General features: G+C 37.3%; 23 protein-coding genes and 1 riboswitch. Of the genes, 1 reads left to right on the forward strand and 22 read right to left on the reverse strand.

The genetic code is table 11. From position 1 onward, the window contains the following. Positions 1-10 precede the first annotated feature (10 nt). The 6 genes from OWO01_RS02865 to OWO01_RS02890 are packed head-to-tail and all read right to left on the reverse strand — an operon-like array spanning position 11 to position 9,980. Positions 11-871, reverse strand: coding sequence for a carbohydrate ABC transporter permease (locus OWO01_RS02865; RefSeq protein ID WP_268778913.1), 861 nt, complete (start codon positions 869-871; stop codon positions 11-13). After that, complete coding sequence (locus OWO01_RS02870) at positions 868-3,216, reverse strand: DUF5696 domain-containing protein (RefSeq protein WP_268778955.1); 2,349 nt, start codon at positions 3,214-3,216, stop codon at positions 868-870. Before OWO01_RS02870 ends, OWO01_RS02865 begins: the two co-directional genes overlap by 4 nt. After that, positions 3,209-5,251 (reverse strand): YIP1 family protein, encoded by a 2,043-nt coding sequence (locus tag OWO01_RS02875; protein WP_268778914.1) that lies wholly within the window; start codon positions 5,249-5,251, stop codon positions 3,209-3,211. Before OWO01_RS02875 ends, OWO01_RS02870 begins: the two co-directional genes overlap by 8 nt. 8 nt (positions 5,252-5,259) lie before the next feature. Beyond that, a complete protein-coding gene (locus OWO01_RS02880; protein WP_268778915.1) occupies positions 5,260-6,129 on the reverse strand; it encodes a carbohydrate ABC transporter permease in 870 nt (289 codons plus the stop codon). A 15-nt stretch (positions 6,130-6,144) separates the two neighbouring features. Beyond that, positions 6,145-7,026, reverse strand: coding sequence for a carbohydrate ABC transporter permease (locus tag OWO01_RS02885; RefSeq protein ID WP_268778916.1), 882 nt, complete (start codon positions 7,024-7,026; stop codon positions 6,145-6,147). Positions 7,027-7,040: 14 nt separating this feature from the next. Next, a complete protein-coding gene (locus OWO01_RS02890; protein ID WP_268778917.1) occupies positions 7,041-9,980 on the reverse strand; it encodes an extracellular solute-binding protein in 2,940 nt (979 codons plus the stop codon). Between the two features lie 271 nt (positions 9,981-10,251). Between OWO01_RS02890 and OWO01_RS02895 the strand changes: the two genes are divergently transcribed. Further along, positions 10,252-11,154, forward strand: a complete 903-nt coding sequence (locus OWO01_RS02895; RefSeq protein WP_268778918.1) for an ArsR/SmtB family transcription factor — start codon at positions 10,252-10,254, stop codon at positions 11,152-11,154. A 364-nt stretch (positions 11,155-11,518) separates the two neighbouring features. Here OWO01_RS02895 and OWO01_RS02900 read toward each other — a convergent pair whose 3' ends face one another. The 16 genes from OWO01_RS02900 to OWO01_RS02975 all read right to left on the reverse strand — a co-directional run bounded on the left by OWO01_RS02900 (position 11,519) and on the right by OWO01_RS02975 (position 26,266). Next, a complete protein-coding gene (locus OWO01_RS02900) occupies positions 11,519-11,782 on the reverse strand; it encodes an AbrB/MazE/SpoVT family DNA-binding domain-containing protein (protein ID WP_268778919.1) in 264 nt (87 codons plus the stop codon). Between the two features lie 268 nt (positions 11,783-12,050). Further along, entirely contained in the window at positions 12,051-13,745 is a 1,695-nt protein-coding gene (locus tag OWO01_RS02905) for an FAD-dependent oxidoreductase (protein WP_268778920.1), read from the reverse strand. A gap of 112 nt (positions 13,746-13,857) precedes the next feature. After that, entirely contained in the window at positions 13,858-15,300 is a 1,443-nt protein-coding gene (locus tag OWO01_RS02910) for a DEAD/DEAH box helicase (protein WP_268778921.1), read from the reverse strand. 131 nt (positions 15,301-15,431) lie between these two features. Then, entirely contained in the window at positions 15,432-15,716 is a 285-nt protein-coding gene (locus OWO01_RS02915) for a hypothetical protein (RefSeq protein ID WP_268778922.1), read from the reverse strand. A gap of 144 nt (positions 15,717-15,860) precedes the next feature. Beyond that, positions 15,861-16,016: a hypothetical protein gene (locus tag OWO01_RS02920; RefSeq protein WP_268778923.1), complete on the reverse strand. Its 156-nt coding sequence runs from the start codon at positions 16,014-16,016 to the stop codon at positions 15,861-15,863. A 30-nt stretch (positions 16,017-16,046) separates the two neighbouring features. Continuing rightward, positions 16,047-16,196 (reverse strand): hypothetical protein, encoded by a 150-nt coding sequence (locus OWO01_RS02925; RefSeq protein ID WP_268778924.1) that lies wholly within the window; start codon positions 16,194-16,196, stop codon positions 16,047-16,049. 122 nt (positions 16,197-16,318) lie between these two features. Next, positions 16,319-17,089 carry a VOC family protein gene (locus OWO01_RS02930; RefSeq protein ID WP_268778925.1) on the reverse strand — a complete coding sequence of 257 codons (771 nt, stop codon included), beginning with the start codon at positions 17,087-17,089 and terminating at the stop codon, positions 16,319-16,321. Positions 17,090-17,110: 21 nt separating this feature from the next. Then, entirely contained in the window at positions 17,111-17,914 is an 804-nt protein-coding gene (gene proC, locus OWO01_RS02935) for a pyrroline-5-carboxylate reductase (protein ID WP_268778926.1), read from the reverse strand. An 87-nt stretch (positions 17,915-18,001) separates the two neighbouring features. After that, positions 18,002-18,826, reverse strand: coding sequence for a MetQ/NlpA family ABC transporter substrate-binding protein (locus OWO01_RS02940; protein ID WP_268778927.1), 825 nt, complete (start codon positions 18,824-18,826; stop codon positions 18,002-18,004). A 172-nt stretch (positions 18,827-18,998) separates the two neighbouring features. Then, positions 18,999-20,009, reverse strand: a complete 1,011-nt coding sequence (locus OWO01_RS02945; protein WP_268778928.1) for a uroporphyrinogen decarboxylase family protein — start codon at positions 20,007-20,009, stop codon at positions 18,999-19,001. Between the two features lie 14 nt (positions 20,010-20,023). Further along, positions 20,024-20,683, reverse strand: coding sequence for a methionine ABC transporter permease (locus OWO01_RS02950; RefSeq protein ID WP_268778929.1), 660 nt, complete (start codon positions 20,681-20,683; stop codon positions 20,024-20,026). Then, entirely contained in the window at positions 20,683-21,702 is a 1,020-nt protein-coding gene (locus tag OWO01_RS02955) for a methionine ABC transporter ATP-binding protein (protein ID WP_268778930.1), read from the reverse strand. Before OWO01_RS02955 ends, OWO01_RS02950 begins: the two co-directional genes overlap by 1 nt. Before the next feature lie 346 nt (positions 21,703-22,048). After that, positions 22,049-23,155 (reverse strand): 5-methyltetrahydropteroyltriglutamate--homocysteine S-methyltransferase, encoded by a 1,107-nt coding sequence (locus OWO01_RS02960; protein WP_268778931.1) that lies wholly within the window; start codon positions 23,153-23,155, stop codon positions 22,049-22,051. A 32-nt stretch (positions 23,156-23,187) separates the two neighbouring features. Continuing rightward, complete coding sequence (locus tag OWO01_RS02965; protein ID WP_268778932.1) at positions 23,188-24,291, reverse strand: methionine biosynthesis PLP-dependent protein; 1,104 nt, start codon at positions 24,289-24,291, stop codon at positions 23,188-23,190. Positions 24,292-24,458: 167 nt separating this feature from the next. Further along, a riboswitch (SAM riboswitch) is annotated at positions 24,459-24,568 on the reverse strand. Positions 24,569-24,799: 231 nt separating this feature from the next. Further along, positions 24,800-25,354 carry an NADPH-dependent FMN reductase gene (locus tag OWO01_RS02970; RefSeq protein ID WP_268778933.1) on the reverse strand — a complete coding sequence of 185 codons (555 nt, stop codon included), beginning with the start codon at positions 25,352-25,354 and terminating at the stop codon, positions 24,800-24,802. A gap of 144 nt (positions 25,355-25,498) precedes the next feature. Further along, on the reverse strand, positions 25,499-26,266 hold the full coding sequence (locus OWO01_RS02975; protein WP_268778934.1) for a LamB/YcsF family protein: 768 nt from the start codon (positions 26,264-26,266) through the stop codon (positions 25,499-25,501). Positions 26,267-26,299: the final 33 nt, after the last annotated feature.

Genomic DNA, 26,299 nt, shown 5'->3' on the forward strand with positions numbered 1-26,299 from the left:
TCCTCCTCTCTTAAAATGCTCGCTTCGATTTCTTTTCACGAAAGGCTAAGAAAATAACGAGTAGCATGAGACCAATGATTACCGAATACATCCACGCCATTGCAGATGCAAACCCGTATCCACGTGTTGCGTTAAACATATTAACATAGATCAAATTGATGATCGGGTTTTGACCACTATTAGCTAATGCTACTAACGTATACACCATATTAATGAGAATAATCGGTTTAATCGTTGGCAATGTTATTTTCCAAAAGCACTCCCAATTTGATCCACCATCAATTTTCGCTGCCTCGTAAAGACTTGGATTGATCTTTTGTAATACAGCTAGAAAAATTAGAATTTGAACACCGGAATACCATAGAATAGTAATAATCTGACTGAACAAATCACTAATGGTTGTCGCGATCCACATTGGGAAGATTGATGTTAATATCCCGACAATGACATCTTGGTTTACCATCGGTATCGAAGTGGCCCCTTGTTCTAACAATTGATCAATTACAGGACCACTTGCTACGATTACTGGTAAAAAGAAGACGGTTCGGAACGCACCCTTGAATTTCACCTCTTGATTCAAAAGCATAGCGATAATAAGCGCAAAGACAACAATTACTGGAACACGTAATAAAGTATCTAAAGCAAATCTAACTAACTCTTCAATGAAGAACATATCTTGTAACCACACATTTAGATAATTATTAAAACCTACATATACAAATCGTAAACCGTGTGGTGTAATCCGCATATCATTTAAACTGAAGTAAAAGGATTGAATCATTGGCCATAATACTAGTAATAAAAATCCTATTATCCAAGGTAGGATAAATGTATAACCATATATTGTTTCTCTTTTTACTTTAAATTTCATTGGGTGTTCACCACCTTATAAGATAGCGCTTCAATTAAATGACCTTCCCTAGAGATCGGTTGTTCTTGATAGTTAACAAAAACTTCAACGCCATTATCATAGGTCACTTTCGTTACGCCACCTTGTCGATCATAACCGACAATGAAAGCCCCTGCTGTTTGATTATGAACCGCTTCGAGTTCACGGTAATACTCTTGAATCATCTCTTCATAACGCTCATATTGAGAACTATAGATATAAGATGAATTTGTATTAATTAAATCTGCTGGACTTTCGTGTGTAATCAAGAAAGATGGATTAAGTCCTTGCTCAACCAATTGCAAGAAAAATCGTTCTTGATTCGCCTGGAAGTTAGCATACTCGGCATACAATGGCATTATTCCACTTAAGGTTAATGCAATGAATGGAATATCTTCATCAACAAATACGTAATCAGACGAACTGATTGGTAAGTCAATAATCGCTTCTGTTTGATTCCAAAGATACGAGAATGGTTGTTCTAGTAATAAATGAAAGTTCTCATTATATTGTTGAATTAGTGGCTCGTAGTAATTCTTTGTCGTAATACGGTCAAATTCACGATTACCTTCACTATAAGAGAAGAGTTCATTTGATATACCACTAATTAATAGATTCTCAATATCATTTCTTTCGTATTGATTAATCATCGTTTCCATAATGTTGACTGTTGATCTAGGGTGTAGCCAATTAAATTCTCGATAAACATTTCCATAGATTTCTTCTCTATGTGTTCTTCTGTTGTATTTTCTCATTAAACGATGTGTGGTGTTCCCCAACTCTTCCATGTTAATTCTTAAAGCATCATGATAGAGAAATAGATCAACACCATTTGCTGCGACACCGTCAATTAGTTCATTGATATCCATTCCGTCTTGCAAGATGGATTCAGGATTAAAGGAACGTATTGGTAAACCACCATAAGGTCCTTTATTATTCCAACCTTTGTAAATAGAAAGAATATTATTGGCGCCTTTTGCTTGAATATCAGTCAAGATATCATATGCCTGACTAAAAGTTGTCATTGGTACGTCTTTTTTGAAGATTAGACCTTGTTCAACTTCAGCCCCTAGCAAGTCTATCCGAACATTGAAGTCGTCTTCATTTACCGTTATCAAATCGTTATCTAGTAGATAATCGCGATAGCTAGCAGCTAACCCCATGTAATTCGCGTTATCTTCTGTTACAAAATTGAAATGAACTTTAATATCAAAATCATTTAAATTTCTTTGGCGTACAACCATTGTCCCGGTATCTCCACTAGTTGGTTGGCTGTACACTTGACGATAAATAAATTTAGTAGTGATCCAGTTATAAGGAAGAATCGCGCCATTTGGATAAGCTTCAATTCTTGCACTATACTGTCCTTCTTCTACAATTCCTAAGAAACCAATCTCATTGTCCGTGTGTACCATTCCAAATACTGGTGCTAAAATATTTTCTGGATCATTAAAAGGATTTCTATTATTAAATAGTGATAGTACAAACGGGTCATCAAGACCAGTATTGGCACCATAAATCATTACTGAATATGGTTGTCTAAACTTACCATCTTTATCATCTAAATGAATAAGCGCTCCAGATCCATCAGGGATAAACATATACCCATCTCGTTCACCCAAAAGTGTGTGTCCCATGAACGGATAAACATAGAAACTACCCACTTTATATGTGTCACTATCTTCAACAATAGAATCTTTCGGTATATCAACAGTAATTCCTTGTTCAGTTAACGTTACATGTAAATCAAAGCCAATTTCTAATTCTGCATACATGATACTCGCTACGAAACCGTCATCTGTTTTCGTTACCTCTTTCGTATGCTCTTCCGAATACATGTCTGCACGAGAAGTAACTAGGTTTCTACCCGTAATGTACTCTAAAACAACTCCTGATTGCATGAAATTCGTCCATGATTGATTACCACCAATCGGATCTTCCACTGTCGAGTACATTAGTGCTCCGGTATTTTTATCTCGCAAAATAAGTGATAAATTTTCTTCTTTTAAATACATCTCCAATTGATCGTTCTCATGAAAGAAAACATGATCTCTAATTTCTTCTTGCGTTTGATCGATGAACATCGGAAGATCCTCTAATTCTTCTAACTCATCTTCATCGATTTCTACCATATCAGGTTCATCTTCGATTGGTGGTAAGCCATCATCTGTTTCGTCGTCTTCATCCTCACCAGGAAGATCAACCGGAGGTACACCAGGATCTGAGATATCAAGGTCCCCATCATCTTGACTGAAAGATACGTAGACAAAACCACCGATAATAGCTATGAATAGGACGAGTTTGATAACGGTCTTTATTTTAACCATTCCCAATGCGATACACCCCCTCATTCACAACAGCAACTACAAATTGAATCATCTGCACGATCAATACGTAAACGATAAAGATAAACAATACTGTAATTAAAATCATGAATAATGTTAAGAAAATAATTTTAAATGTTTCTCTCACTGTGTAATCATTGATCTCTTTAATCATGATAAAGATCAATATCGCTACCCAAGCGTAAATAATAGTATTAGCTAGTTGTAATAAATACGCCTCATTATACGTTAAGAAATTGCTGATAAAGACAAGAAACGGTTTAACGATAAAATAGGGAGCAAATGAGTAAATGAAGCCAATATAGATATGACGGAATTTACCTTCTCCTTCATTAATTGTACAAATTAGATAGTTGGATACAATGACTAAAGCAAAAACACTAAAGAACATTGCTATATCTGTGCCTAAAGTATACTGACCATCTCTCACATATAAGAAAATAAATCCTGAGAAATATTTTTCTGCTATAAAGATGGCAAACAGAATGAATAACCAAAAACTAGCAGATAACATACTTCCTTTATTTTCATACTGTATACTATAGTACGTATTTAGTGGGTGTTTAATAATGTTCTTAATAAATGCTATATCATGAATAAGCTTTAGATTGTACTTTTCATTCGCTTTACTACTAAAGCGTTTCCAATAAGCTTTCTTACGTTCTACGATTTTCACTACTTTTAGTAGTACTAGAAATCCAACAATGATAAACAATACAGAAATTATATTTTCACGCATCCATACGTTACGAACTTCCCAAAAAGCATCAGAATATCCATCTCTGTATTTTGCCTGTCGAAATGAGGCTAAAGCCTCATCATAATCTTCTTCTCTAAAGTAAGCTTCTCCTATACCAAGGTAAGCAAAATCAAACAAACTGTTCAATCGAATTACTTCTTCCCAAGGTTCCTTACTCGCTTCATAATCCCCATCTTGATATAACTCTAAAGATTGGTGAACTAGTTCGGCAAACTCAGTTTTTTGGAAGACTTGAATTTGGTTTCGATCACGATCAAGTGCATACAAACGATCTTGCCCATCTGTTGCAATGGCTGCTAGACGGCGAAATAAACCAACTCGTTGACGTCCATCATCTTGACCTCCAAATACAAAAAGTAAATTCCCTTCACTTGTATATTCATAGATAAACCCTCGTTCACTCGCAACAAAGATGTTATCAAGAGAACCTATCTCAACAGATGTAAGAAAGTTATCCGCAACTCTTGTATCCAAAATGTTTTGTCCAGCTACATTTAATTTTCGAATTGCTTCTACATTTTCACCTTGAGAAACCGAGTAAACAAGACCTCGCTCATCAATATTTAAGTTAGTCGCCGTTGACGGAACAATGTCAATCATTCGACTTAATTGTTCTTCGGTAAAGATTGCTCGACGAAACCTTGTCATTAATGTTACCGATGTTGCATTTGGAGCAAAGTACCCAAGGAATTGCCCTGTGTTTGCATTAATCTGAATGATTCCGTTCGGATTACCACGTGAAATAATATAGATGTTATCCCTTCGGTCAACGGCAACTTTTTCTGGAATAAAGTTTGCATTTTCTCCAAATAAAATACTATCTGGTTTTCCAAATTCTTGTAACAACTCACCTTCTAAACTGTAAACAAATATTCGCATGGCTAGTTCGTCTGCTACATAGATCTTATCGTCATGAGAAAGGAACAATCCTGTTGGTTTTGTTAGATCATCTTCCCCAATTGTTCGAATGAAATTTCCGTCTCTATCACCTACTAAGATGCGACGATTACCGGTATCAGCAATATAGATATTACCGTCACTACCAATTTTTATGTCTTCTGCTTGTAAGAATAATTCATCATCAAACCTTACAATCGTATCTGTAACTGTATAAGCCGTCTGGGTTTCTACGTATCTACCATAGCCGTCTTCTGTAAAGGTTCGATACGCAGTATTTGCTTCTATCACATTCAGATTCGATCCAAAAAAGATAATCGAAGCTGTAATGATTAGAAGTAACTTATTTATTCTTTTCATGATTCCACCTACTTTAATCCCGAGTGTGCCATCGTATTCATTACTTTACTCTGTAAGATAATGAAAAGAATTAAATTTGGAACGAACATGATTAAGGAAGCGACGGCAGCCATTCCTTGACCAACTACTACATTTGTTTGTGCTGCTAGTGTGTTCATGAAAAATGCAAGTGTTCGCATGTTTTCACTTGTTGTATAAAGTGTTGATGTTTCGAGATCATTCCATACTAATTGAAACGCTAGTATCGCAGCTGTTGCAATTGCCGGTTTAATTAGTGGAAGGATAATCGTCCAGTAAATTTTTAGATCATTTGCTCCATCGATAACCGCTGCTTCGATCAATGAATCTGGAATCTGATCCATGAACTGCTTTACCAAAAATAATCCAACTGGCATAGCTACGAGCGGTAAAATATGAGCAAAGAATGTATCCTCAATTCCGATTGCCGATACTGTTAAAAATCGTGGAATCATTACTGCAATTGGAACAAACATTAATGCAACATTATTTATTTCTAATAAAACACGCTTTGCTTTGAATTGTTTTTTTGAAAGTGCGTATCCTGCCATTGTTGATAGAAGGATAGATAAAAACACAACAACAATTGTTACGAATATACTATTAAATAAGTATCGACTCATCGGAATCCCAGATGCTTCAGCTAATTGAAATAAATTTTCAAAGTTTTCAAGCGTTGGGTTTTGCACAAAGAACCTTGGCGGGAATGCATATAACTCATCCAAAGGCTTAAATGCATGATTGAAAATAAAAACAATTGGCAAAGCCATAAAAACGGAAAATGGTATGAGAAAAAGGTAAAATTTTATTTGACTTCGATGAAATTTTTTCGGGTTTATCCCACTACTTTTAAAAGCCATCTCATCCTTCCTTTCTTAAGTTTCACTAAACAGCTTCTTCGAAATATAAGAGAAGAGATATATGATGAGTAGCAACACTACTGATAATGCCGCTGCATATCCCATTTCAAATCGAATAAAACCATAATCCTCTACGTGGTTAACCATCAATTGACCTGCATAGGATGGTGTTGGATTCGCACCGGTAAGTTGTACTCCGATTGCTCCGGCTGCGAATGTACTAACAATAGACATTACAGCTCCAAACAACATCTGTGGTTTCATTGATGGAATCGTAATATAGATTAACTCTTGGAATCTATTCTTAATACCATCAATTGCTCCAGCTTCATAGAGTGTTTCGTCAACGTTTAACACACCCGACATCATTGCGAGGAAACCGACGCCCATACTACTCCACAATGCAACGATAATCATAATCAAGAGAATAAATCTTGTATCTTGTAACCATACGACAGGCTCGCTAATGAAACCTAACTGCATGAAGATACTGTTTACATAGCCTGCTTGGTTACCACTAAACATCACTCGCCACACAACCGCCATGGCAATACCTGCTGTCATTGATGGCGAATAGAAAATCAAAGCAAAAATCGTTCTTGGTCCTCGAGTTAACTGAGCTAACGTCCAGGCCAGCAGGAAGGCCAAAATGTACCCTCCTGGACCAACAATTACTGCAAACAGTATTGTATTTGGTAATACGTACTGCATAAAGATCTCATCTTGTGTTAAAAGATTGATATAGTTTAGAAAACCAACAAAATCCGGTGATTCAATCGTGTTGAAGTTTGTAAATGACAAGGAAATTGCCATCAAAACCGGAACGATGATAAAAAGCGTAAACAATAGGATATACGGTAGTAAAAAAAGATACGGATTCTTTTTATCTGAGTTCATAGCCTAGTCCTCCGTTATTCTTCAAAATTATATTCTGGATTTGGATATGGCTCAATAATCTCACCATTTCGCATAAATCCAAACTCCTCAAGCTTACGGTCTGTTTCACGATTGACACGTTTACTTGCTAAGTCAATTGCAGTTCGTAAGTTCTCTCCATCCAACACAATCGCATTATATGCGTTACTCAACTCGCGTTCGAGCATGTAGCTACCTGGTACACGTGGTACTTCAGCAATCCATTCAGATTGTTCAAGAATCACATTTTTATGACTATTCAACCATGGTAATTCGTTATAAGCTTCTAAGTTTGCTGTGTTCCACATATATTCACGACCGTAAGTTGTTTGCAGAATGTTTCCGAACGCGACTTGAACTTCCGTACTAGACCACCATTTCATGAACTCCCATGATTCCTCTGTCTTCTCTGTATCGCTAAACATGATATTACTTTCTGCACCTCCGGTAGACCACCTTTCAACTTCGCCAGCTTCATTTTCAACACCTGGAACTAAGGCGATATCCCAAGAGTTTGCGATCTCAGGAGCGGCATTAAGAATCAGATTATACATATAGTAATCTGAAATTCCGATTGGTAACGAACCATCCCGAAATTGTTGGTAGAAACTTGGAACATCATACGGAACATTATAAATCGTAAATAAATCTGTTAATGTTCTCATACCGTCAATTGTTGCATTGTCATTTAACATAGTTCGATGAATGTTCTCTCCATATAACTGGCCGCCACTCTGATAAATTAATGGCATTGTACCCGCAAAGATTTTCATACCTGGCATACCTGCAGTCGGATAGAAAAAGTTCATCCCAAGTCGCTGCAACTCTGGTAGATACGTTCGAACTTCATCGATTGTATTTGGAACTTCAAGTCCAAGGTTTTCTAAAATATCTTCACGATAGAACATAATCCAGAAGTTCATTGTATCAGGAAAAGCGTAAACACCATTTTGTACAGTTCCTGGAACTAACATGCCTGGCGCAAAATTTTGTGCTGTTTCTTCGTAATCATCAAACGCTGATAAATCTTGTAACGCGCCACGAATAGCAATTTCAAACGGTAATGCATAGTTAACACCTAATGCAACGTCTGGCGCTTCATCCGCTGCGTTTGCTAAGATCAATTTGTTTTGATCAGGCATAAGCGACAAATCAACATTGATTCCGGTTTGTGCAGTAAAATCTTCATCAATAAGTCGTTGCATGATTTCTACATATTGACGAGGTCTATTTACCCAGACTTGTAAGTTTTCTTCATTAACGTTACTTGTTGCATAATCTTGAGCGCCAAATGACCTTAGTAATCGCACAGTGCGCGCCCATGTTCTTTGCAAGAAATTCGCTGTACTAGGAATATCCTGCTCGCTTTGATAGAAGTAAAACCTATCAATAGCTACTCCATTGTCATTAATGTCTTGTAGTAAGTTACCTAAGTATGCAGTAACAGAGTTGGTGCCTGTTGAAAGCTCGTTCTTTCTACGCGCTAATCGATTTGGTTGGTCTGCCAAACTACGCAATTGTTGCTCGGCAATGGTAAGCCCTGAAAAAGCACCAACTTCATTACGATTCGGATTAAACGCTTTCATAGATTCATAAATATCTTCCATCTCATCTGCCCATGAGATTAGTAAATCAATTACTCCTGGAATATATCTCTCCACATCGATATCTCTGTGACGATCAACATCTGGACCAACCAAATTGGTCAACTCCAATGATAATGTTTGGACCTCCGTGATCAAACGTTCAATTTGTTCAATTGCTTCTTTAACTGGCTCTATTGTTATTTGATAGCTAATCGTGTTTGTTCCTGCTTCCAGATAAATCGGAATTTTTTCTCCAGCATCATCGATAAATGTATGATGTTCAAAACTGGAAACATACGGGAATGGATGGTTATTAAATGACTCGAAAGGTATTTCATCGTTAATTTTAATGTTCATAAAGACTGGAAAATCCGCTTTTGCTCTTTGTTGATAGTGTAGACCTAAATAATAATAACCTGCTTCTTCAACCTCTACCTCGTACATAATTTTGTGTCCAGGATATCGGAAAGAATCACGATCAATGTGATTAAGAACACGATTTTCTGGATTATATGGGATTAAATCCACGTTATAAGACGCATTCGCTCGTATAGAAGAGTTATTTCTGTACACCAATTCATTTGCAGCCTCTACTTCAATAAATTGATTACCTGATACTTGTAAGGACTCATGTTGCGGAAAGCTTATTGGAGGAGCAAGTTCAATTGTCCGTATAAGTAAGTTCCCTTCCGTAATCGTCAGTTCAATTTCGTTTTCCCCTTGTTCTAATTCAACTAATAGGGGGACGCTATCTCGATAGCTTGAATCAATAATATATTTCGTTTGCCATGTATCAACTTTTAATGGTTGGGGGATAACCTCATTGCCAAATTTATCAATTTGGATCTCATCTGGATTTTCCCATAGACTTTCAAAAATTAAATTTCGCATTTCATAGAAAGGGAAACTACCATTCACCCGCATCTCTACTTGCGTTGGTAACACATTTTGACCATAAATTAGATATTCATAACCAATTTGATAATAACCTGTTTCTGGTGCTTCTATTACAAAACTCACAACTTCATCTTGATCCGCATAAATGACTGTTTCTCCATCGTGTGTACGGATTGCATCTGATTGCACGCCATTCATGTCTTCAATCCTCACAACATTCCCCGAGAAATGTTTGTCTTCTGTACCTCTAATGTAATTACTATACCGGTCAGTAAGAATGTTATCGTCTTCATCGACAAGATCATCTACGGTTAGTGATTCATCATATTCTACTTCAACAGAATCATCTGTCGTAGATTCTTCAGCTAGTATACTTACATTAAAAAAAGGTGAGACAATCAATAATAAGATCATAATTCCTAGTATGAACTTACTTAACTTAACAGGTAGCATTATAATCACCCCAAAACGTTTCATTGTATGTTGATAACTTGACGATTACAACTATTACACTTGCGAATCAAATTATCCTCTAATCACTTATAAATATATACGTATATGTAAGCGTTGTCAACAACAAATTAGTGAATCAAAAAAATTTTTTTGCTTTTAATTAACCTTTTTGTTAATCTGTACTTAACATTACTTCTTTGCATAGCATAAATTATTATTGTTTATTCTATCTTTAAGCAACCCTATCCCATTGAATGTGAGGTAAAGTATTATGCAGTTAGAAATTGATAAAGAATCATTACCTGTCTATGAAGCGTTAGCAAGCGATGTACGATTACGTATTATTCAGCTGTTATCAAAAAACAAAATGAATTTGAAACAAATAGCAGATACTCTCGAATTAAGTAGTCCGATTGTATCTAAGCATGTAGAGAAATTAGAACAGGCCGGGATTATTCGCACAGAGAAAATCCCCGGAAAATCTGGCTTACAGCGTGTTTCTTTTCTAAAAGTTGAACATATGGAGATCAACTTTCCAAAAAAGATTCAAGATTCTTATGCTATTCATGAGACATCCGTACCAATTGGTCATTATACAGATTATGATGTCCTACCAACTTGTGGCCTTGCTTCCTCTAAAGAATTTATTGGCATACTCGATCAACCCAAATACTTCATGGCACCACAACGTGTAGATGCAGGAATTCTATGGTTCACGCAAGGGTTTGTTGAATATAAACTACCAAACTATTTAAATCCAGATGAGCAGCTACATCAAATTGACATTAGTTTTGAGATTGGATCCGAGTTTCCATTAGCGAACTCAGAATGGCCCTCTGAAATAAGCTTTTCATTAAATGGTCATGAGATGGGTTCATGGATAAGCCCTGGGGATTTTGCTGACAAACGCGGAAAAATGACGCCAGATTGGTGGCCAAGTAAACTGAATCAATACGGACTTTTAAAAACATTACAAATTACTTCTGCAGGAACTTATATTGATGGAGACCAAATCTCAGATCTCACAATCAATGATCTAGATGTTTCAATCGATGGCTGGACACTACGGATTGAAGTGAGAGAAGACGCAAAACACGTAGGTGGGGTAACGTTATTTGGGAAAAAATTCGGTAATCATGAGCAAGACATCATTTTCAAATTATATTATATCTAAAAAAAAGTAACGAGATCGTTGGGGGATGTGTATAACCCTATCGATCTCGTTATGTTTTGACTGGAAAAACTACTCTTGTTCACATATTCACAACTTATTCGTACAAGATCCTTAAAAAATTCACTTTTACCTTAATACGTAAATATAATCAATAATTTCTGAAGGATTTCCTGAGTGTTGTTCGTGAATTGGGTTAAAAAAAGATTTTAATTTTAATCCCAATCACTACTAAAATAATTATTCGGAAAATCCCAGTCGATAGAGCCAAACTTAAGCAGCGAGGTATTTATAAAAATCTGTCACTGCTTAAAACCATTTGAATTTCTTAATGTTATGAAGGTAGCTTACGAATAAAAGATTCACTTTATTCTAACTCTTCTAATAGAATCCGGATACCTTCTTCACTTAATATGACCTTACCATCACAAAACACATAATTATCATCACTTGTTTCCCCGGTGATCACGCATTCCTTTTTCGGTTTAAATTTCCGTAAAATAATTCGATTTCGTTCTGTGAATATTTCTAGTGGGTCCTTTGTTGCAATATCAAGTGAAGTTCTTAATTCTTTTGGTAAAACAATTCTACCCAGATGATCCGTCTTTCGAACAATACCTGTACTTTTCATGATATGCATTACTCCCTACTATAGTTCATTTACTGCTAGCATAACACAGTAAGTTGATTTTGTAAGCTTTTAAAAATGAAAATTTTACCTACCCTTAATCGGTTCATCTATTTAACATACAACCATTACTTTACAATGAGAACGTGTCTTTACAAATATAATCAGTTTACTATGTTTTCGTTGCGACAAAGCTCGAACCTACTTACAAGTTGAGGTATTAAATTGAAATTTCGTAAAGTGCTCCTCATTTGAGGAGCACTTGTTTTGGTTAATGAAAGTTATAGTTAGTTAAAATCGGTTGCCTATGTTCCATTTGATCGGTAAAGTATTCATATAGGGAAACTCCTAAGAAGGAACCAGAAATATTGTATACATTTTCATAACCAAGATTTTGCAAGGCGGCGACCATATTATAACTCCGTTGTGCTGACCTACAATGTAAATAAATTGGTCGATCGGTCGGAATTTCAGCCAAACGTTGCCTGAACTGACTTAACGGAATATTGATTGCATTATGAAAATGTCCCTTATCATATTCACTTTTTTCACGTCCATCTAAGATAAAAGCATTTTGTTCGACAAGATCTCTTACCTCTGAAACCTTCACTTGCCTTACGTATCCATTTAAGACATTTAATCCAACCAATGCTGCCACATTCACAACATCCTTAGCAGTCCCAAAAACTGGTGAGTAGCACAATTCTAATTCTTTGAGATCATCAAGTGTACCATTCATTGTAATCATCGTTGCAATCACATCAATGCGCTTATCTGCATTTCCTTTTCCAATCGCTTGAGCACCCAAGATTCTTCCGGTTGGCACTTCAAATAACAACTTAAAATGTAATGGATTACTGTCAGGCATAATTCCAACGATGTCAGGTGGAATCACATAAACAAAATCATAATGAATATTCGCTGCTTTAGCAGTTTTTTCATTAATGCCAGTTACTGCCGCATTTAAGTTAAACATTTTAATAGCTGATGATCCAATTACTCCGGTATTCCGGTGTGGAATATTGTACATATGATCCGCTGCCGCGCGTGCTTGTCGTTGTGCTGGTCCTGCTAGAGCAAGACGTGTCTTTTGTCCCGTAATCTTATGATGCACTTCAATGGCATCCCCAACAGCATAAATGTTTTTATTAGACGTTAAATAGTTATGATCTACCTTAATACCACCCGTTTCCCCTATCTCAAGTCCTGCCTCTTGAGCAAGTGTTGTCTCAGGGCGAACACCAATCGCCATCACAACCGCTTGTGCAGAAACTTTTTTTTCGGATTGCAACACAATCGCATTCTCTTCTACTGCTTCAATCCCATCATTTAATACTATATCCATGCCTTGACCGATCATTTCTTTGTGCAAAATTTGAATCATATCATGATCAAATGGTGCCATTACTTGACTCTGTGCTTCTACAATCGTAACTTTTTTTCCTGCATGTACTAAATTCTCTGCAACTTCCAAACCAATGAAACCACCACCAATAACGGCGATCTCCTCAATATGTTCTTGTTGTACGTGTCGGTTTAATTTTTCAATATCAAGTACATTTCGAACAGTGAAAACATGATTCTTGTCTACCCCTTTTAATGGTGGTACAATCGGATTTGCTCCTGGAGAAAGAACTAATTTATCGTAGCTTTCCTGATAGATATTATCATTTTGCAAATCCTTTATTGTTATCGTCTTATCTTCTGGATTAACCGCAACGACTTCACTAGATGTTCTTGCTTCAATCTTGTATTGTTTTTCAAACTTGATTGGATTCATTAATACGAGTGTTTCACTATTTTCAATCGCACCACTTAAGTGATATGGTAACGCACAATTGGAAAAAGAAACGTGCGGACCACGCTCAAACATGATAATTTCTGCCTGTTCATCAAGGCGACGCACTCTTGCGGCAACAGAAGCACCACCCGCTACACCACCAACAATTAGTATTCTTTTGCTCATCTATGTTTCCTCCTGGATTGAACTTTTTATCATTATGGACTTATAATACCATTAGGGGTATTTGTTTTCAAGTCAAAAAGACCTCTTCCTATTTTGGAGAAGTCTTTTTAGATTATTTTTTGGCAAGATGGACTTTTAACTTTTTCCCTTTAATTGTTGTTTGTTTCATGGCTTCTAGAACGAGCATGCCTTTACCATTAAGAATTTCTACATAAGAATGCCCATCTTCAATTGTTATAATGCCAATATCATTGGCATCAACGCCCTCCACACTAGTAATGGTACCAACAAAATCTCCGGCACGAATCTTTTTCTTCTTGCCCCCATTAAAATAGAGTTTTGTAATTGCTCGGTTTAATGTCTCACTCGGATCTTTCTTCAAGTTTGGTTTGGTATGAATTTTTTTATCAAAATCAACTCGATGAGATTCTACCTCATCTCTACTTGGAGCTGTAACTTTGTCTATGGATACTCCAATGTATGATTCAATTTCGGTTAGATATGGAACTTCGTTTGGTGTAACAAACGTAATTGCCTTGCCTGTCCGACCTGCACGACCAGTTCGGCCAATTCGATGAACATAACTTTCCTTCTCTAGTGGAATATCATAATTAACAACAAGCGGAACATTATCGACATCAATCCCACGTGCAGCAACATCTGTGGCAATAAAATAACGAAATACTCCTTTTTTGAAATCATGCATCACATCAAAGCGATCTTCTTGGATCATTCCACCATGAATTTTATCACAAGGAAGGCCTTGTCGATCAAGTTGTTCCATTAACTCATCCACTCGCGCTTGTGTCCGACAAAAAATCATACAGCTATCTGGATTCTCCATAATCAGGACATCTTTTAGTTGAGTTAATTTATTCATTTGTTCTACTTCCATCACTTGGTGGGTGATTTTTTTTGCCACTATTCCTTTGCTTGCAACCTTTACCTTCGTCGGATGATTCATATACTGATCTGCGAGTGCAACGATTTCATCTGGCATCGTAGCAGAAAAAATACTTGTCACTCGCTCTGTTGGAAGTTTTTCAATGATAGAAGATACTTGATCAATAAATCCCATTTTCAGCATTTCATCTGCTTCATCAATAATAAGGTAGTTAATTTTTTCGACAGGAAATGTTTCTTTCTCTAGGTGATCGAGTACTCTCCCTGGTGTTCCAATTACAACATGACTTTTTTGTTTTAATGCTTGTTTTTGTTTAACAAATGATGATTTTCCATAAATCGTTGTCGCTTTGATTCGTTTATATCTGCCGATGTTTGTGAAATCTTCAGCCACTTGTTGTGCTAATTCTCTGGTTGGTGTTAATACAAGTGCTTGCGGTTTATTCTCAACCCACTCAACATTTTCACAAAGTGGAATCGCGAAAGACGCTGTTTTCCCGCTACCTGTTTGTGCTTGAACGATCAAATCGCTTTTATTCATCAGATAAGGAATCACTTTTTGCTGAACTTCGGTTGGAGCTTTGTAATGCAAGTGATCTAGCGCTCTTAGAATTTCCGGACTTAATTGATAGTGTTCAAAAACTGTATTCATGTATGAATTCTCCTAATGTGTGTCTTTATCTTTTTCAGTATACCACGCTAAGAACAGATCATGTCTAAAACGATCGATGAAAAAACTTCAATCAGTGAGGATTTTAGATTTCACCCCACTAATTGATATTTCTAAAGGACAAGTAAACTATTTTTAATTATATCGACGATTTGAAGTTGCGTATGAGAGGTAGCTAACTTTCGACTTTGCGTGCATTCTTCGGATTTTGCGTGCATCTTTTCAGATTTACGTGCATTCTTCGGGATTTGCGTGCATCTTTTCCGATTTGCGTGCGTTCTTCGGGATTTGCGTTCATCTTTTCCGATTTGCGTGCATTCTCCGGGATTTGCGTGCATCTTTTCAAATTTACGTGCATTCTTCGAGATTTGCGTGCATCTTTTCGTGTTTACGTGCATTCTCCGGGATTTGCGTGCATCTTTTCAGATTTGCGTGCATTCTCCGGGATTTGCGTGCATCTTTTCAGATTTGCGTGCATTCTTCGTGATTTGCGTGCATCTTTTCAGATTTGCGTGCATTCTCCGGGATTTGCGTGCATCTTTTCAGATTTGCGTGCATCTTTTCAGATTTACGTGCATTCTCCGGGATTTGCGTGCATCTTTTCGACTTTGCGTGCATTCTTCGCGGTTTGTTCGCATCTTTTCCGATTTATTCGCATTCTTCGCGATTTGTTCGCATCTTTTCGGATTTGTTCGCATTCTCCGCGATTTGTTCGCATCTTTTCCGATTTATTCGCATTCTACGCGATTTGTTCGCATCTTTTCGGATTTGTTCGCATTCTTCGCGATTTGTTCGCATCTTCTCGGATTTGTTCGCATTCTCCGCGATTTGTTCGCATTCTCCGCAGTTTGTTCGCATCTTTTCCGATTTATTCGCATTCTACGCGGTTTGCTCGCGACTTTTCACTTTTGCTCGCGTTCTCCAAGAGTAGATAGATTCTCTTCTTTACAGAAAAAAAGCCTAGCTTTGCTTTCATCAGCAAAACTAGACTTCTGAAAAATTAACGAAATGAATAAATTCCGTCACCTATCTTAATATTTCTTCCTTTTAATTGTTCATTATCAGTACTAAATTCAATCACCTGCAATCGATTTTCACTTCCTACTTGAAAAACAAAGGCATGTTTATCTGTTTTAACTGCGCTAGATTCATCAGTAATTATCGTCTCAAGCGCTAGGTCAAATAATTCTGCCCAATGTTCTGCAACCGCTTGTGGCTGTTCCACATGAAAAATCGCTCGCTCCATCACGACATTCCCAGCTGGATGTTCTTGAATAATCCCCGTTTCCTTTAATTGTGCTTCACGCTCTTCATCCGATCCATTCCACTGAATCACAAACGGATAAGGCAAGCCTTGGTAATCTCCAGGGATTGTCATCATCTTCCACTCAATTAGATTTCCTTTTGCATCATTTCTTTTACCAGCCATAATCGGTGTTGCTTCAATGCCATGTTCAGTTAGCCGTTCTCGCACCGCTTCAATATCATCTGTACGTAATGCTAATCGACTTAGCACTTCTTCTTCGGGTAAATGTTTGACTGCATCTTTTACGACATCGTTCGGATCGCCGATTGACTCTGCAAGTTCACGATCTTCTAATGCCAAAAATTCAAGATATGTTAACCCAAAATAACTTAATACATTGTATGTTCCCCACTGTTTATGAGAACCACCTTCAAAAGCGATTAGCCCATTGCTCACAAAAACATCCTTAGCCGCAGTCAAATCATTCACATAATGAACGACATGATCCCATTTGATTTTTGCCATACCGATTCACTCCCCTTTCAATTATTCCCCAAGTTCTGTTGTTCTTTGCACCGCTTTTAAAACACTACGCTGTAACCCCGCAGCGAAATCAGAACTATTTAATTCATGCAATGCATTAATACCAACACCGCCAGCAGAATTATTAATATCTAATAACTGCCGTGGATGTTTGCCTGTTCGTTTTAACATTTCAACTGCTCCAACTAAGTTTTCCAATGTCACTTGCCATGCTTGCTCGCGAGGAAGACCTGCCAGAACACCCGCATCTGCCAAAGATTCAATAAAATAATACACATAATTCGGACCAGCCACTCCAAAGCCAGTAAAGATATCTATCAATGACTCATCTACATACATCACTTTTCCAAAACCATTGATAAAAAAGTCCACTTGTTCTTGAGTTGCATGTTCGTTAAGTGCGACACCACTGTAGCCAAGCCCTGTGTCTGTTAATGTATTTGGAATCACCCGCACGATTGCACGATCTTTTCCTAAGTATTCACTGAATTTTTCAAGTGTTACACCTGCAACAATAGATACAATTACTGCTTCTGGTTTACTATTTTGTTGAATGATTTTACCCACCTGTGCTAAATCATCTTGAGGACGAACACCAATGACGATAATATCGGCTTTTCTCAAAAAATCACGCTGGTCTTGCCCAGTTTCAATATGATATGTCTCTGTTAAGTATGTATTTCTGGATTCAACAATATCTGTTACAGTTACTTCACTATTGTTTACCGTTTCGTTAGTGAGGATCGCTCGGATCATTGCTTCAGACATTTGTCCGCCACCAATAAAATGAATATGCTTGTTAGCCATGAGATCTACTCCTTTTATTTTTTATGTAAAGAAGCAGGTGGGAAAGGATTCCCTATCCCTGCTTCGATTGTCTTTGTCATTTATGTCTTATCTTTCTTCCCATGCATACGGTAAAATGAAACCATCATATTTTGATTGGTTCGTGATATATTCTTCAAATTCTTCCGATTCATAAGCAGCCTTTAATGCTTGCGCCCATTCTGTATCTACGTCTTCTTCGCGAACAGTTACAATGATACGGTGTTCTTCTGGAGTATTTTCAATTGCTAACCCATCAGCAATTCTCATACCTGCATCAGCAATATAGTTACCGTTAATAATTCCAAAGTCTACGTCTTCTAATGAAACTAGAATTTGTGCTGGATCTAATACTTGAAAATCAATATCATAAGCAGCAGGTGAAACACTGCTTAAACTAAAGTCCGTTGTACCAGCATCTTCAGCTACAGTAACCCATCCTAAATCTTCTAAAATTCGTACAGCACGCTCTTGGTTTACAGGGTCATTTGGTAGTGCTACCGTTGAACCGTCTTGAACGGCGTCTAACGAGTCATGACGAACAGAGTGTAAACTTTGTGGTGCTCCTGGTGCGAATGTTAATCGTACCATATCCATATCTAATTCATCATTGATTGCTTCCATATAGGCAGTACTTTGAAATACACTAGAATCAATCGAACCTTCATCCATAGCAGGATTCACTTGCATATTTTGTGATAAAATACGGATGTCAACATCAAATCCTTGTTCTTCTAGGATTGGTAAAATACCTTCACGGAACTGTTCCTCATAAGTCCCTACACCAAAACCTGCTACAAATGACGTTTCATCTCCATCTGTATCTCCTTGATCTCCACAAGCTGCTAATACCAATACTCCCGCTAATACTAAGATCATCATTAATTTTTTCATTTTTCTATCCCCTTTTTTTATATTTTCTCTTTTATGATGGAGCGACTCCCATTTCAAAACAACAAAAAAATGAAAGTTGTTTCGGTGAGAGTAGCTCTCGATTCCACCGCGAAGGCTTAACTAACAATCAGTGGAGGAATATCTAGCAACCCTTACTGATTGCAATTCCACTTCATTTTACACTGTTGCGTAATGTAAATAACGCTTCTTCTGTTGCATCTACGGCAACTGCACAATTTGGTACAAGCAAAAACGGCTCATCTTTTGTTGCTTGTAACGCTTTCTTTGCTTGCTTTTCGATCACTGCTGGATCTGAGTCTTTGAAAATATGATGATCGACGCCGCCGACCTTCGTTTTTTGAAGGGAAATCGTTAGATCTGGATTTCCTTCCGCTTCGGTATCCCAACTAATACCCTCGACTGGATAATCATCAAAACGCGCTGGATCCGCATGTGGTCCACAAGTGTGCAAAATACGACCTTTTTTAATCGCATCAAGTACGATCATATCGTATGGTCGAGAAAATTCATCAAATGTTGCCAAATCAAACAATTTCGGATGCGCTGTTCCTGTTGTTGCATAGAAAAGTCCATTCACACCAGCCTTATCCAATTCAACGATATATGCCGCCATTGTGGTAGCAATTTGATGGAGTGCTCGATGAACACCTGCCCGATCTTCTTGTAATAATGTAGAAAAAACGACAGGATCTTCACTTCCATACATCGTCTGATCATGATAGGAAGAGTTGCCCGTTAAAAACATCAAGATGGTTAACGGTGAGAATAAGGTTTGAATAATTGGCGTATCCGGCAATCCTTGACGAATCAATCGAACAGCCTCCACTTGCTCCTGTAATGGCGCTGAATGGTTTACATCCACCTGTTCAATCTTCGGTAAATCTTTTGCTGAAGAAACCACTGCATGTGTCTGTCTCGGGAAAACCCAGCGATAATCGGTAAAGTCATACGTATTACCAAAAGCTTCTGCTAAATACGTTGCTCGTGGATTTATTTTTATCCAATCCCAATCATATTTCTGCGCAAATTCAACGGTCGCTTCAGCTAGATCAGTAGCGGTTTGTTCCTTTTCCAAAAAGTGATGCCAACCACTCACAATTGGGCGATCTGCTTCTTTCCCTGCTAATAATGCTTCAAATCGTTTTTGTTTATTCCATGTCATCAAATAGACCTCCATTAGTTACGACGTATCATGCGTGCAAGTTTGTTTCCTGTTGATTGGATTACTTGGACAATAATGATTAGAATTACGACAGTGGAGAACATTGCAAAAGAATCAAAACGTTGATAACCATAGACAATGGCTATGTTACCAACACCACCCGCACCAACTACACCTGCCATTGCAGAAGCACCGATCAATGAAATCGTTGCTGTGGTTAGTGATAAAATCAATGACGCAAATGCTTCTGGTAAAATGAAATGCCAAATTACTTGAAACGGCGTTGCTCCCATTGATTCAGCAGCTTCAATAATTCCAGGGCCTACTTCCAACAAAGAATTTTCCACTAAACGTGCAATGAATGGGGTAATAAAAATAATTAATGGAACAATAGCCGCGTTATTACCAATCGATGTCCCAACAATGGAACGTGTAAATGGAATCAAGGCAACGATTAATATAATAAACGGAACCGAACGAATGGTGTTAATGATAGGGTTTAAGATCATATACACAATAGGAAAAGGTATAATTCCACCAGGCCTTGTAACAACAATTAATATCCCGAATATTGCTCCAAAAATCGTACCTATTAGCAGTGACATACCAACCATATAAAACGACTCACCAATAGCCTCAACAAACTGATTTAACGTAATATTTGTATCAAACATTAGACAGTAACCTCCTCATACCGAACATTTTGTTCCTCTAAGAACTGCCATGCTGCTCTTTTATCTGATTCTTTCCCCTCAATTTGTAGATACCAGATTGCTAGGGTTGTATCTTGTATTTCAGTCATGTTCGTAAAAACTACACTCACATCCAAGTGAAACTTATTAATTAGCGATTGAAGTACTGGTTCGGTTGCATGATCGCCAACCATCTCTAATTTTGTTAGTGTAGTAACTTCTCGCACCGCTAATTTCCGCTTAATATTTTCTGGAATCTCTGTTCGGACAACGGTTTGAACAAAGTTTTTTGAAGTAGCATGTTTCGGATGACCAAATACATCCAAAACAGAGCCTTGCTCAATAATTTCGCCTTCTTCCATGACAGCAACTTTATTGCAAACTTTTTGAATCACGGACATTTCATGAGTGATTAACATGATTGTAATGCCATATTCATTGTTTACTTTTTTTAACAAGTCTAAAATCGACTGTGTTGTTTGTGGGTCCAAAGCAGATGTCGCCTCGTCACACAATAATATTTTCGGTTTAGACGCTAACGCGCGGGCAATTCCTACTCGTTGTTTCTGTCCCCCTGACAATTCGTTAGGATAACTGTTTGCTTTATCTGATAAACCAACAAACGCCAATAATTCAGTAACCCGTTCTTTTGTTTCTTTTTTCCCTTTTTTCGAAAGAATCAACGGCATTGCAACATTTTGATAAATCGTCTTTGATTCTAGTAAATTAAAATGTTGAAAAATCATACCGATATCTTTCTTAATTTGTCGTAATTCATGGGCCGAACGATCTGCCAATAGTTGTCCGTCAACAATCACTTTGCCACTCGTCGGTCTTTCTAAATAGTTCACCAACCGAACAAGCGTACTTTTTCCTGCACCACTATAACCAATGACTCCAAATATATCCCCCTTGTCTACTTGAAGGCTTACACCTTTTAATGCTGTTGTTTCAACATTCTTTCGTAAGTAGACTTTATGAATATCTTCTAATATAATCATCAGGGTCTCCCTCCCCTTACTGTGCTTTTTATCTATAGGTTTTTAATCCTTACCTGTTTAATCGGAATAGTACGTATTATAATAAAGCAAAAAGTAAAAATACGCAAGTTTTTTCAACCGAAAAACTGCCTATTTTTACTTTGCTACCGTTATATTCTGCTAGTTTTTTTCACAACATATAAAGAGAAACTTCTCTCCGTTAGCGATTTGATCCTCACTGAAGTTTCTCCCTAAAACCTAAACCTTTTAAAACCGGAAGTTGTTAACACCATTAACGCTACTTATCCCTCGATAACAACTAGAATTCCACGTATAGGAACACTGAATAAAGATTATCTAATGAAAACTATTCTCCCCAAACTTCCTTCGCAATAGAAACAACATGTTTTAGTTTATTCCACTGATCTTCTTCTGTTACTTTATTTCCATGGTGTGTCGAGGCGAATCCACATTGTGGACTTAAACACAATTGTTCTAATGGGACGTACTGCGTAGCTTCTTCAATTCGCGCTTTTACTAATGATTTATCTTCTAATTCTGGACGTTTAGACGTAATCAACCCAAGAACAACTTTAGCTCCACCATTTGGAATATGTTTTAGTGGTTCAAAATCTCCAGAACGATCATCATCATACTCTAAGAAAAATCCGTCTACTTTTTCTTTGGCAAAAATGGTAGGTGCAATGAACCCATAGCTTCCACCGAATGCGTAGGTAGATTGGTAGTTCCCCCGACATATATGTGTAGTAACGATAAGGTCGTCTGGTTTTCCTTCTAGCACTTCATTAATAACACGTAGAGCCAATTGAATAAGGTACTCACGTTTGTACGGTCCGCGATCAAAATCAATCTCAGGCGAAGATAATGCTGCTAAATAAACATCATCAATTTGCAAGTAACGAACGCCAGCATCATAAAAAGCCTGAATCGCATCTCGGTATGCTTGGATAATATCTTTTGCGTATGATTCGTAATCTGGATAAATATCTGAATTAATAATATCTCCATGAAACAACTGATTTGGACTTGGAATAGTTTGTTTGGCAACCGCACGACCATCCACAATCGCATGAAATTCTTTATAATCTTTTATAAATGGATGATCTTCATTGAATGAAATTTTCCCAATGTTTCGTACATCATAAGGTTCTGTTTCCACACCTTCGAAAAAATATCCATGTTCTGGTACATAGCCTTCAAACCCATTTAAATTTTCTAGAAAATCAATATGCCACCAATCGCGACGAAATTCCCCGTCTGTTACCACTTTTAAACCCACTTCAATTTGTTTATCCACAATCCGATTAATCTCTTCTGTTTCAATTTCGCGACGTTCTACTAAACTAATATCGCCGTTTTTATAATCCAATCTTGCTTTCTTTAATCGTTCTGGTCTTAATAAACTGCCTACATGATCTGCATAAAATGGCCCAACCTGTGTTTTTTTTGTCATAATAATTTCCTCCACATTCTCTTATTATTGTTTTATTGTAAGATTTCTAGACTTTGTACTAAATCTGCAATAATATCTTCGACTTGTTCAATTCCTACTGAAAATCGTAGCAACCGATTATCAATTCCGCGACTAATTCGCTCCGATTCTGGAATATCAGCATGGGTTTGTGTAGTTGGGTATGTAATAAAACTTTCTACACCACCTAAACTTTCTGCAAAGGTGATTAGTTGTAAATTTGCTAAAAAATTCTCTACCCAGTTTCCATCCTTTAATCGAAAAGATAGCATTCCACCTTTACCTGGATATAACACCGATTCTATTCGGTCATCTTGTTCTAGAAAAGCAACGATTGCTTGTGCATTTTTTTCGTGTTGCCGCATGCGTAATGGTAAAGTTTTTAATCCACGAATTACAAGCCATGCATCAAAAGGATCAAGGACAGCTCCAATATCATTATGCAGTGAAGCCAATTTGGCTGTTAATTGCTCTCCTTTTGCAATCACCAATCCTGCTAATACATCATTGTGTCCACCTAAATACTTTGTTGCACTGTGAATCACAATATCTGCGCCTAGTTTGATTGGTTGTTGAAGATACGGTGTATAAAATGTATTGTCGACAATGAACAGTAAATTGTGTTTCTTGGCTAATTCTGCATAACTTGCAAGATCAATTTCCTCCAACAATGGATTGGTTGGAGATTCTACGAGAATTGCTTTCGTATGAGAAGTGATCGATCGGATTACTTCTTCTTTTACTTGAAAATTCGCATAAGTCGTTCGAATCTGATAGGTTTCTTGAAAATGGTCAAGCAACCGGTATGTTCCTCCGTAGACATCAAAAGGAACAATCAAGTGATCACCCGTTTTGAACAACGACAAAATGAGTTGAATGGCAGCCATCCCTGAACTACAGGCAAAACCTTGATCGCCTAATTCTAATTCGGCTATCCCTTCTTCTAAAATAGTACGAGTAGGATTTTTCGTCCTCGTATAATCATAACCAGTCGATTGTCCTAAACTTGAGTGTTGATATGCAGTAGATAAATAGATTGGCGGACTAACCGCGCCTGTCTTTTCATCCGAGCGATTACCTAATTGTGCTAATGTCGTTTCTATATGCTTGTCAACCATTGGCAACCTCCTCACCGTGAAATTACTTAATTCATTAATATCTTCTTCGGCTATCCTTCTATATGAAAGAGCCATTTTTTAACGCGGTAACTCTGCAGAGATTTACACAAAGAATAGAAAAAAAGACCTCCTAAGAAGAAGGTCTTTTGTCTATAACAAAAACATTCTTCTTATCTTCTAGACATTGGATGTCTGTTTGGAATTAGCACCGTACCTTGCGAATAAGGTGGTTGCTGAGACATCACAGGGCCAATCCCTCCGTCTCTCTGGATAAGAATAAATAATATAGAATTTTTCGAAAAATCTAACTTGTTGCAAGTTTAATACATTATAGCGTACATTGCAACTATTTTTTTCAAAAGAATAAAAGAAAATATTAAGGTTTAATTTCTCCCTTAATGTTTGTTCGTTCATGGAAACATCTTTCATTTTCTTGTTGTTTTGAAGTGAAAGTTTTACGGACAGTTGCTCCAAGATGAAAATTCAACTTCTTCATTTCAACACCTATTTAGCGGATAGTTTTCAAAGCACCGCCCCATGCTAACAATTGATCTAGCATGATGTTCGCATTATCGGCATGGTAATCTGCTGGTTTAAAGACAGAGAAGTTTTCAAAGTCCGTCATTAAGGAGAAGGTTACCGCAGTCCGTACATCAGCAACTTGTAGTTCCCCTAAGATTAAGCGTAAGTTTTCATGAGCTCGTGTACCACCTAAACTACCATACCCTACAAATCCAGCCGCTTTATTATTTAGTTCTGGGTTTAAATAATCAATCGCATTTTTCAACGCGCCACCAACTGCATGATTATACTCTGGCGCAATAAAGATGTATCCATCAAATGAAGCCATTTTTTCTTTCCAACTTGTAACAGTTTCCTCTACTTTTGCTTGCTCAGATTCGCTTACCGGAGCCCCCAGTAAAGGCAGGTTATAATCTGCCAGGTCAACTATTTCATATTCTGCATCTGCACGATTTTTTGCAAAATCATACATCCATTGACCTACAGCCTCACCATTTCTTCCTTCTCTTACACTACCTATAACAATACCTATTTTTAACATATAAATTCCTCCCTTTCATAATATCTCAACTTCAAGATATTTTTATTATATCTAATTTCTTGTCGTATTTCTAGTAATATGCTTATGTTTTCAAAAAATAAGTTACCTTAAACTGATAACCTACATTATCCTATGCATTGTATATTAGCTAATGAATCTTCCAGCTTTCTTTATTTCCACATTTGCTTCTTTAAGTGCACGATGAATCGCTTTTGCTAAAGCAATTGCCGTGGAATTGTCTCCATGAATACAAATAGTATCTGCGTTTATGGGGATTAGTTTTTCCGTCGACAGCACTCGTTGGTTCAGCACCATTTGCATTACTTGTCGAATGGCTTGACGTTGATCTGTAATTAATGCATTTTCTACCATTCGAGAAGTCAGAAGACCGTCTGCTTGATACGTTCGATCAGAAAAGACTTCACTTGCTGTTCGTAAACCAATTCGTTTACCTGCTTCCACAAGTGCACTATTGGCCAAGCCGAAAAAAATCAATTCTGGATTCACATGATAGACTGCTTCGGCGATCGCTTCTGCTAAGCTACTATCTTTTGCTGCCATATTATAAAGCGCACCATGTGGCTTAACATGTTGCATCTTGCCACCAACAGCTTTTACAAATCCATCAAGCGCTCCGATTTGATAAACAACCAGTTGATAGGCTTCTTTGGGTGTAACAGCCATGTTTCTACGACCAAACCCGACTAAGTCTTGAAAGCCAGGGTGGGCTCCAATAGCCACATCATTTTCTAAAGCCAATTCAACCGTTCGTTGCATCGTCGCAGGATCACCTGCATGAAAACCACAGGCGATATTAGCCGAAGTAATGTAAGGTAATATTTCTTTATCTGTTGTGGTTTGATATGCACCAAACCCTTCTCCCATATCACAATTCAAATCAATTGTTGGCATCGTTTCACCTCCATTATTTTTGGAGTTCTTCAG

The sequence above is a fragment of the Natronobacillus azotifigens genome (genome assembly GCF_026805325.1).
Classification (GTDB): Bacteria; Bacillota; Bacilli; order Bacillales; family Amphibacillaceae; genus Natronobacillus; species Natronobacillus azotifigens.

Excerpts from the sequence above, each read along its gene's own strand:
- OWO01_RS02865 (WP_268778913.1), bottom strand. The coding sequence starts at position 871 with ATGAAATTTAAAGTAAAAAGAGAAACAATATATGGTTATACATTTATC.
- OWO01_RS02870 (WP_268778955.1), bottom strand. The coding sequence starts at position 3,216 with ATGGTTAAAATAAAGACCGTTATCAAACTCGTCCTATTCATAGCTATT.
- OWO01_RS02875 (WP_268778914.1), bottom strand. The coding sequence starts at position 5,251 with ATGAAAAGAATAAATAAGTTACTTCTAATCATTACAGCTTCGATTATC.
- OWO01_RS02880 (WP_268778915.1), bottom strand. The coding sequence starts at position 6,129 with ATGGCTTTTAAAAGTAGTGGGATAAACCCGAAAAAATTTCATCGAAGT.
- OWO01_RS02885 (WP_268778916.1), bottom strand. The coding sequence starts at position 7,026 with ATGAACTCAGATAAAAAGAATCCGTATCTTTTTTTACTACCGTATATC.
- OWO01_RS02890 (WP_268778917.1), bottom strand. The coding sequence starts at position 9,980 with ATGCTACCTGTTAAGTTAAGTAAGTTCATACTAGGAATTATGATCTTA.
- OWO01_RS02895 (WP_268778918.1), top strand. The coding sequence starts at position 10,252 with ATGCAGTTAGAAATTGATAAAGAATCATTACCTGTCTATGAAGCGTTA.
- OWO01_RS02900 (WP_268778919.1), bottom strand. The coding sequence starts at position 11,782 with ATGAAAAGTACAGGTATTGTTCGAAAGACGGATCATCTGGGTAGAATT.
- OWO01_RS02905 (WP_268778920.1), bottom strand. The coding sequence starts at position 13,745 with ATGAGCAAAAGAATACTAATTGTTGGTGGTGTAGCGGGTGGTGCTTCT.
- OWO01_RS02910 (WP_268778921.1), bottom strand. The coding sequence starts at position 15,300 with ATGAATACAGTTTTTGAACACTATCAATTAAGTCCGGAAATTCTAAGA.
- OWO01_RS02915 (WP_268778922.1), bottom strand. The coding sequence starts at position 15,716 with ATGCACGTAAACACGAAAAGATGCACGCAAATCTCGAAGAATGCACGT.
- OWO01_RS02920 (WP_268778923.1), bottom strand. The coding sequence starts at position 16,016 with ATGCGAACAAATCCGAAAAGATGCGAACAAATCGCGAAGAATGCGAAT.
- OWO01_RS02925 (WP_268778924.1), bottom strand. The coding sequence starts at position 16,196 with ATGCGAATAAATCGGAAAAGATGCGAACAAACTGCGGAGAATGCGAAC.
- OWO01_RS02930 (WP_268778925.1), bottom strand. The coding sequence starts at position 17,089 with ATGGCAAAAATCAAATGGGATCATGTCGTTCATTATGTGAATGATTTG.
- proC (WP_268778926.1), bottom strand. The coding sequence starts at position 17,914 with ATGGCTAACAAGCATATTCATTTTATTGGTGGCGGACAAATGTCTGAA.
- OWO01_RS02940 (WP_268778927.1), bottom strand. The coding sequence starts at position 18,826 with ATGAAAAAATTAATGATGATCTTAGTATTAGCGGGAGTATTGGTATTA.
- OWO01_RS02945 (WP_268778928.1), bottom strand. The coding sequence starts at position 20,009 with ATGACATGGAATAAACAAAAACGATTTGAAGCATTATTAGCAGGGAAA.
- OWO01_RS02950 (WP_268778929.1), bottom strand. The coding sequence starts at position 20,683 with ATGTTTGATACAAATATTACGTTAAATCAGTTTGTTGAGGCTATTGGT.
- OWO01_RS02955 (WP_268778930.1), bottom strand. The coding sequence starts at position 21,702 with ATGATTATATTAGAAGATATTCATAAAGTCTACTTACGAAAGAATGTT.
- OWO01_RS02960 (WP_268778931.1), bottom strand. The coding sequence starts at position 23,155 with ATGACAAAAAAAACACAGGTTGGGCCATTTTATGCAGATCATGTAGGC.
- OWO01_RS02965 (WP_268778932.1), bottom strand. The coding sequence starts at position 24,291 with ATGGTTGACAAGCATATAGAAACGACATTAGCACAATTAGGTAATCGC.
- OWO01_RS02970 (WP_268778933.1), bottom strand. The coding sequence starts at position 25,354 with ATGTTAAAAATAGGTATTGTTATAGGTAGTGTAAGAGAAGGAAGAAAT.
- OWO01_RS02975 (WP_268778934.1), bottom strand. The coding sequence starts at position 26,266 with ATGCCAACAATTGATTTGAATTGTGATATGGGAGAAGGGTTTGGTGCA.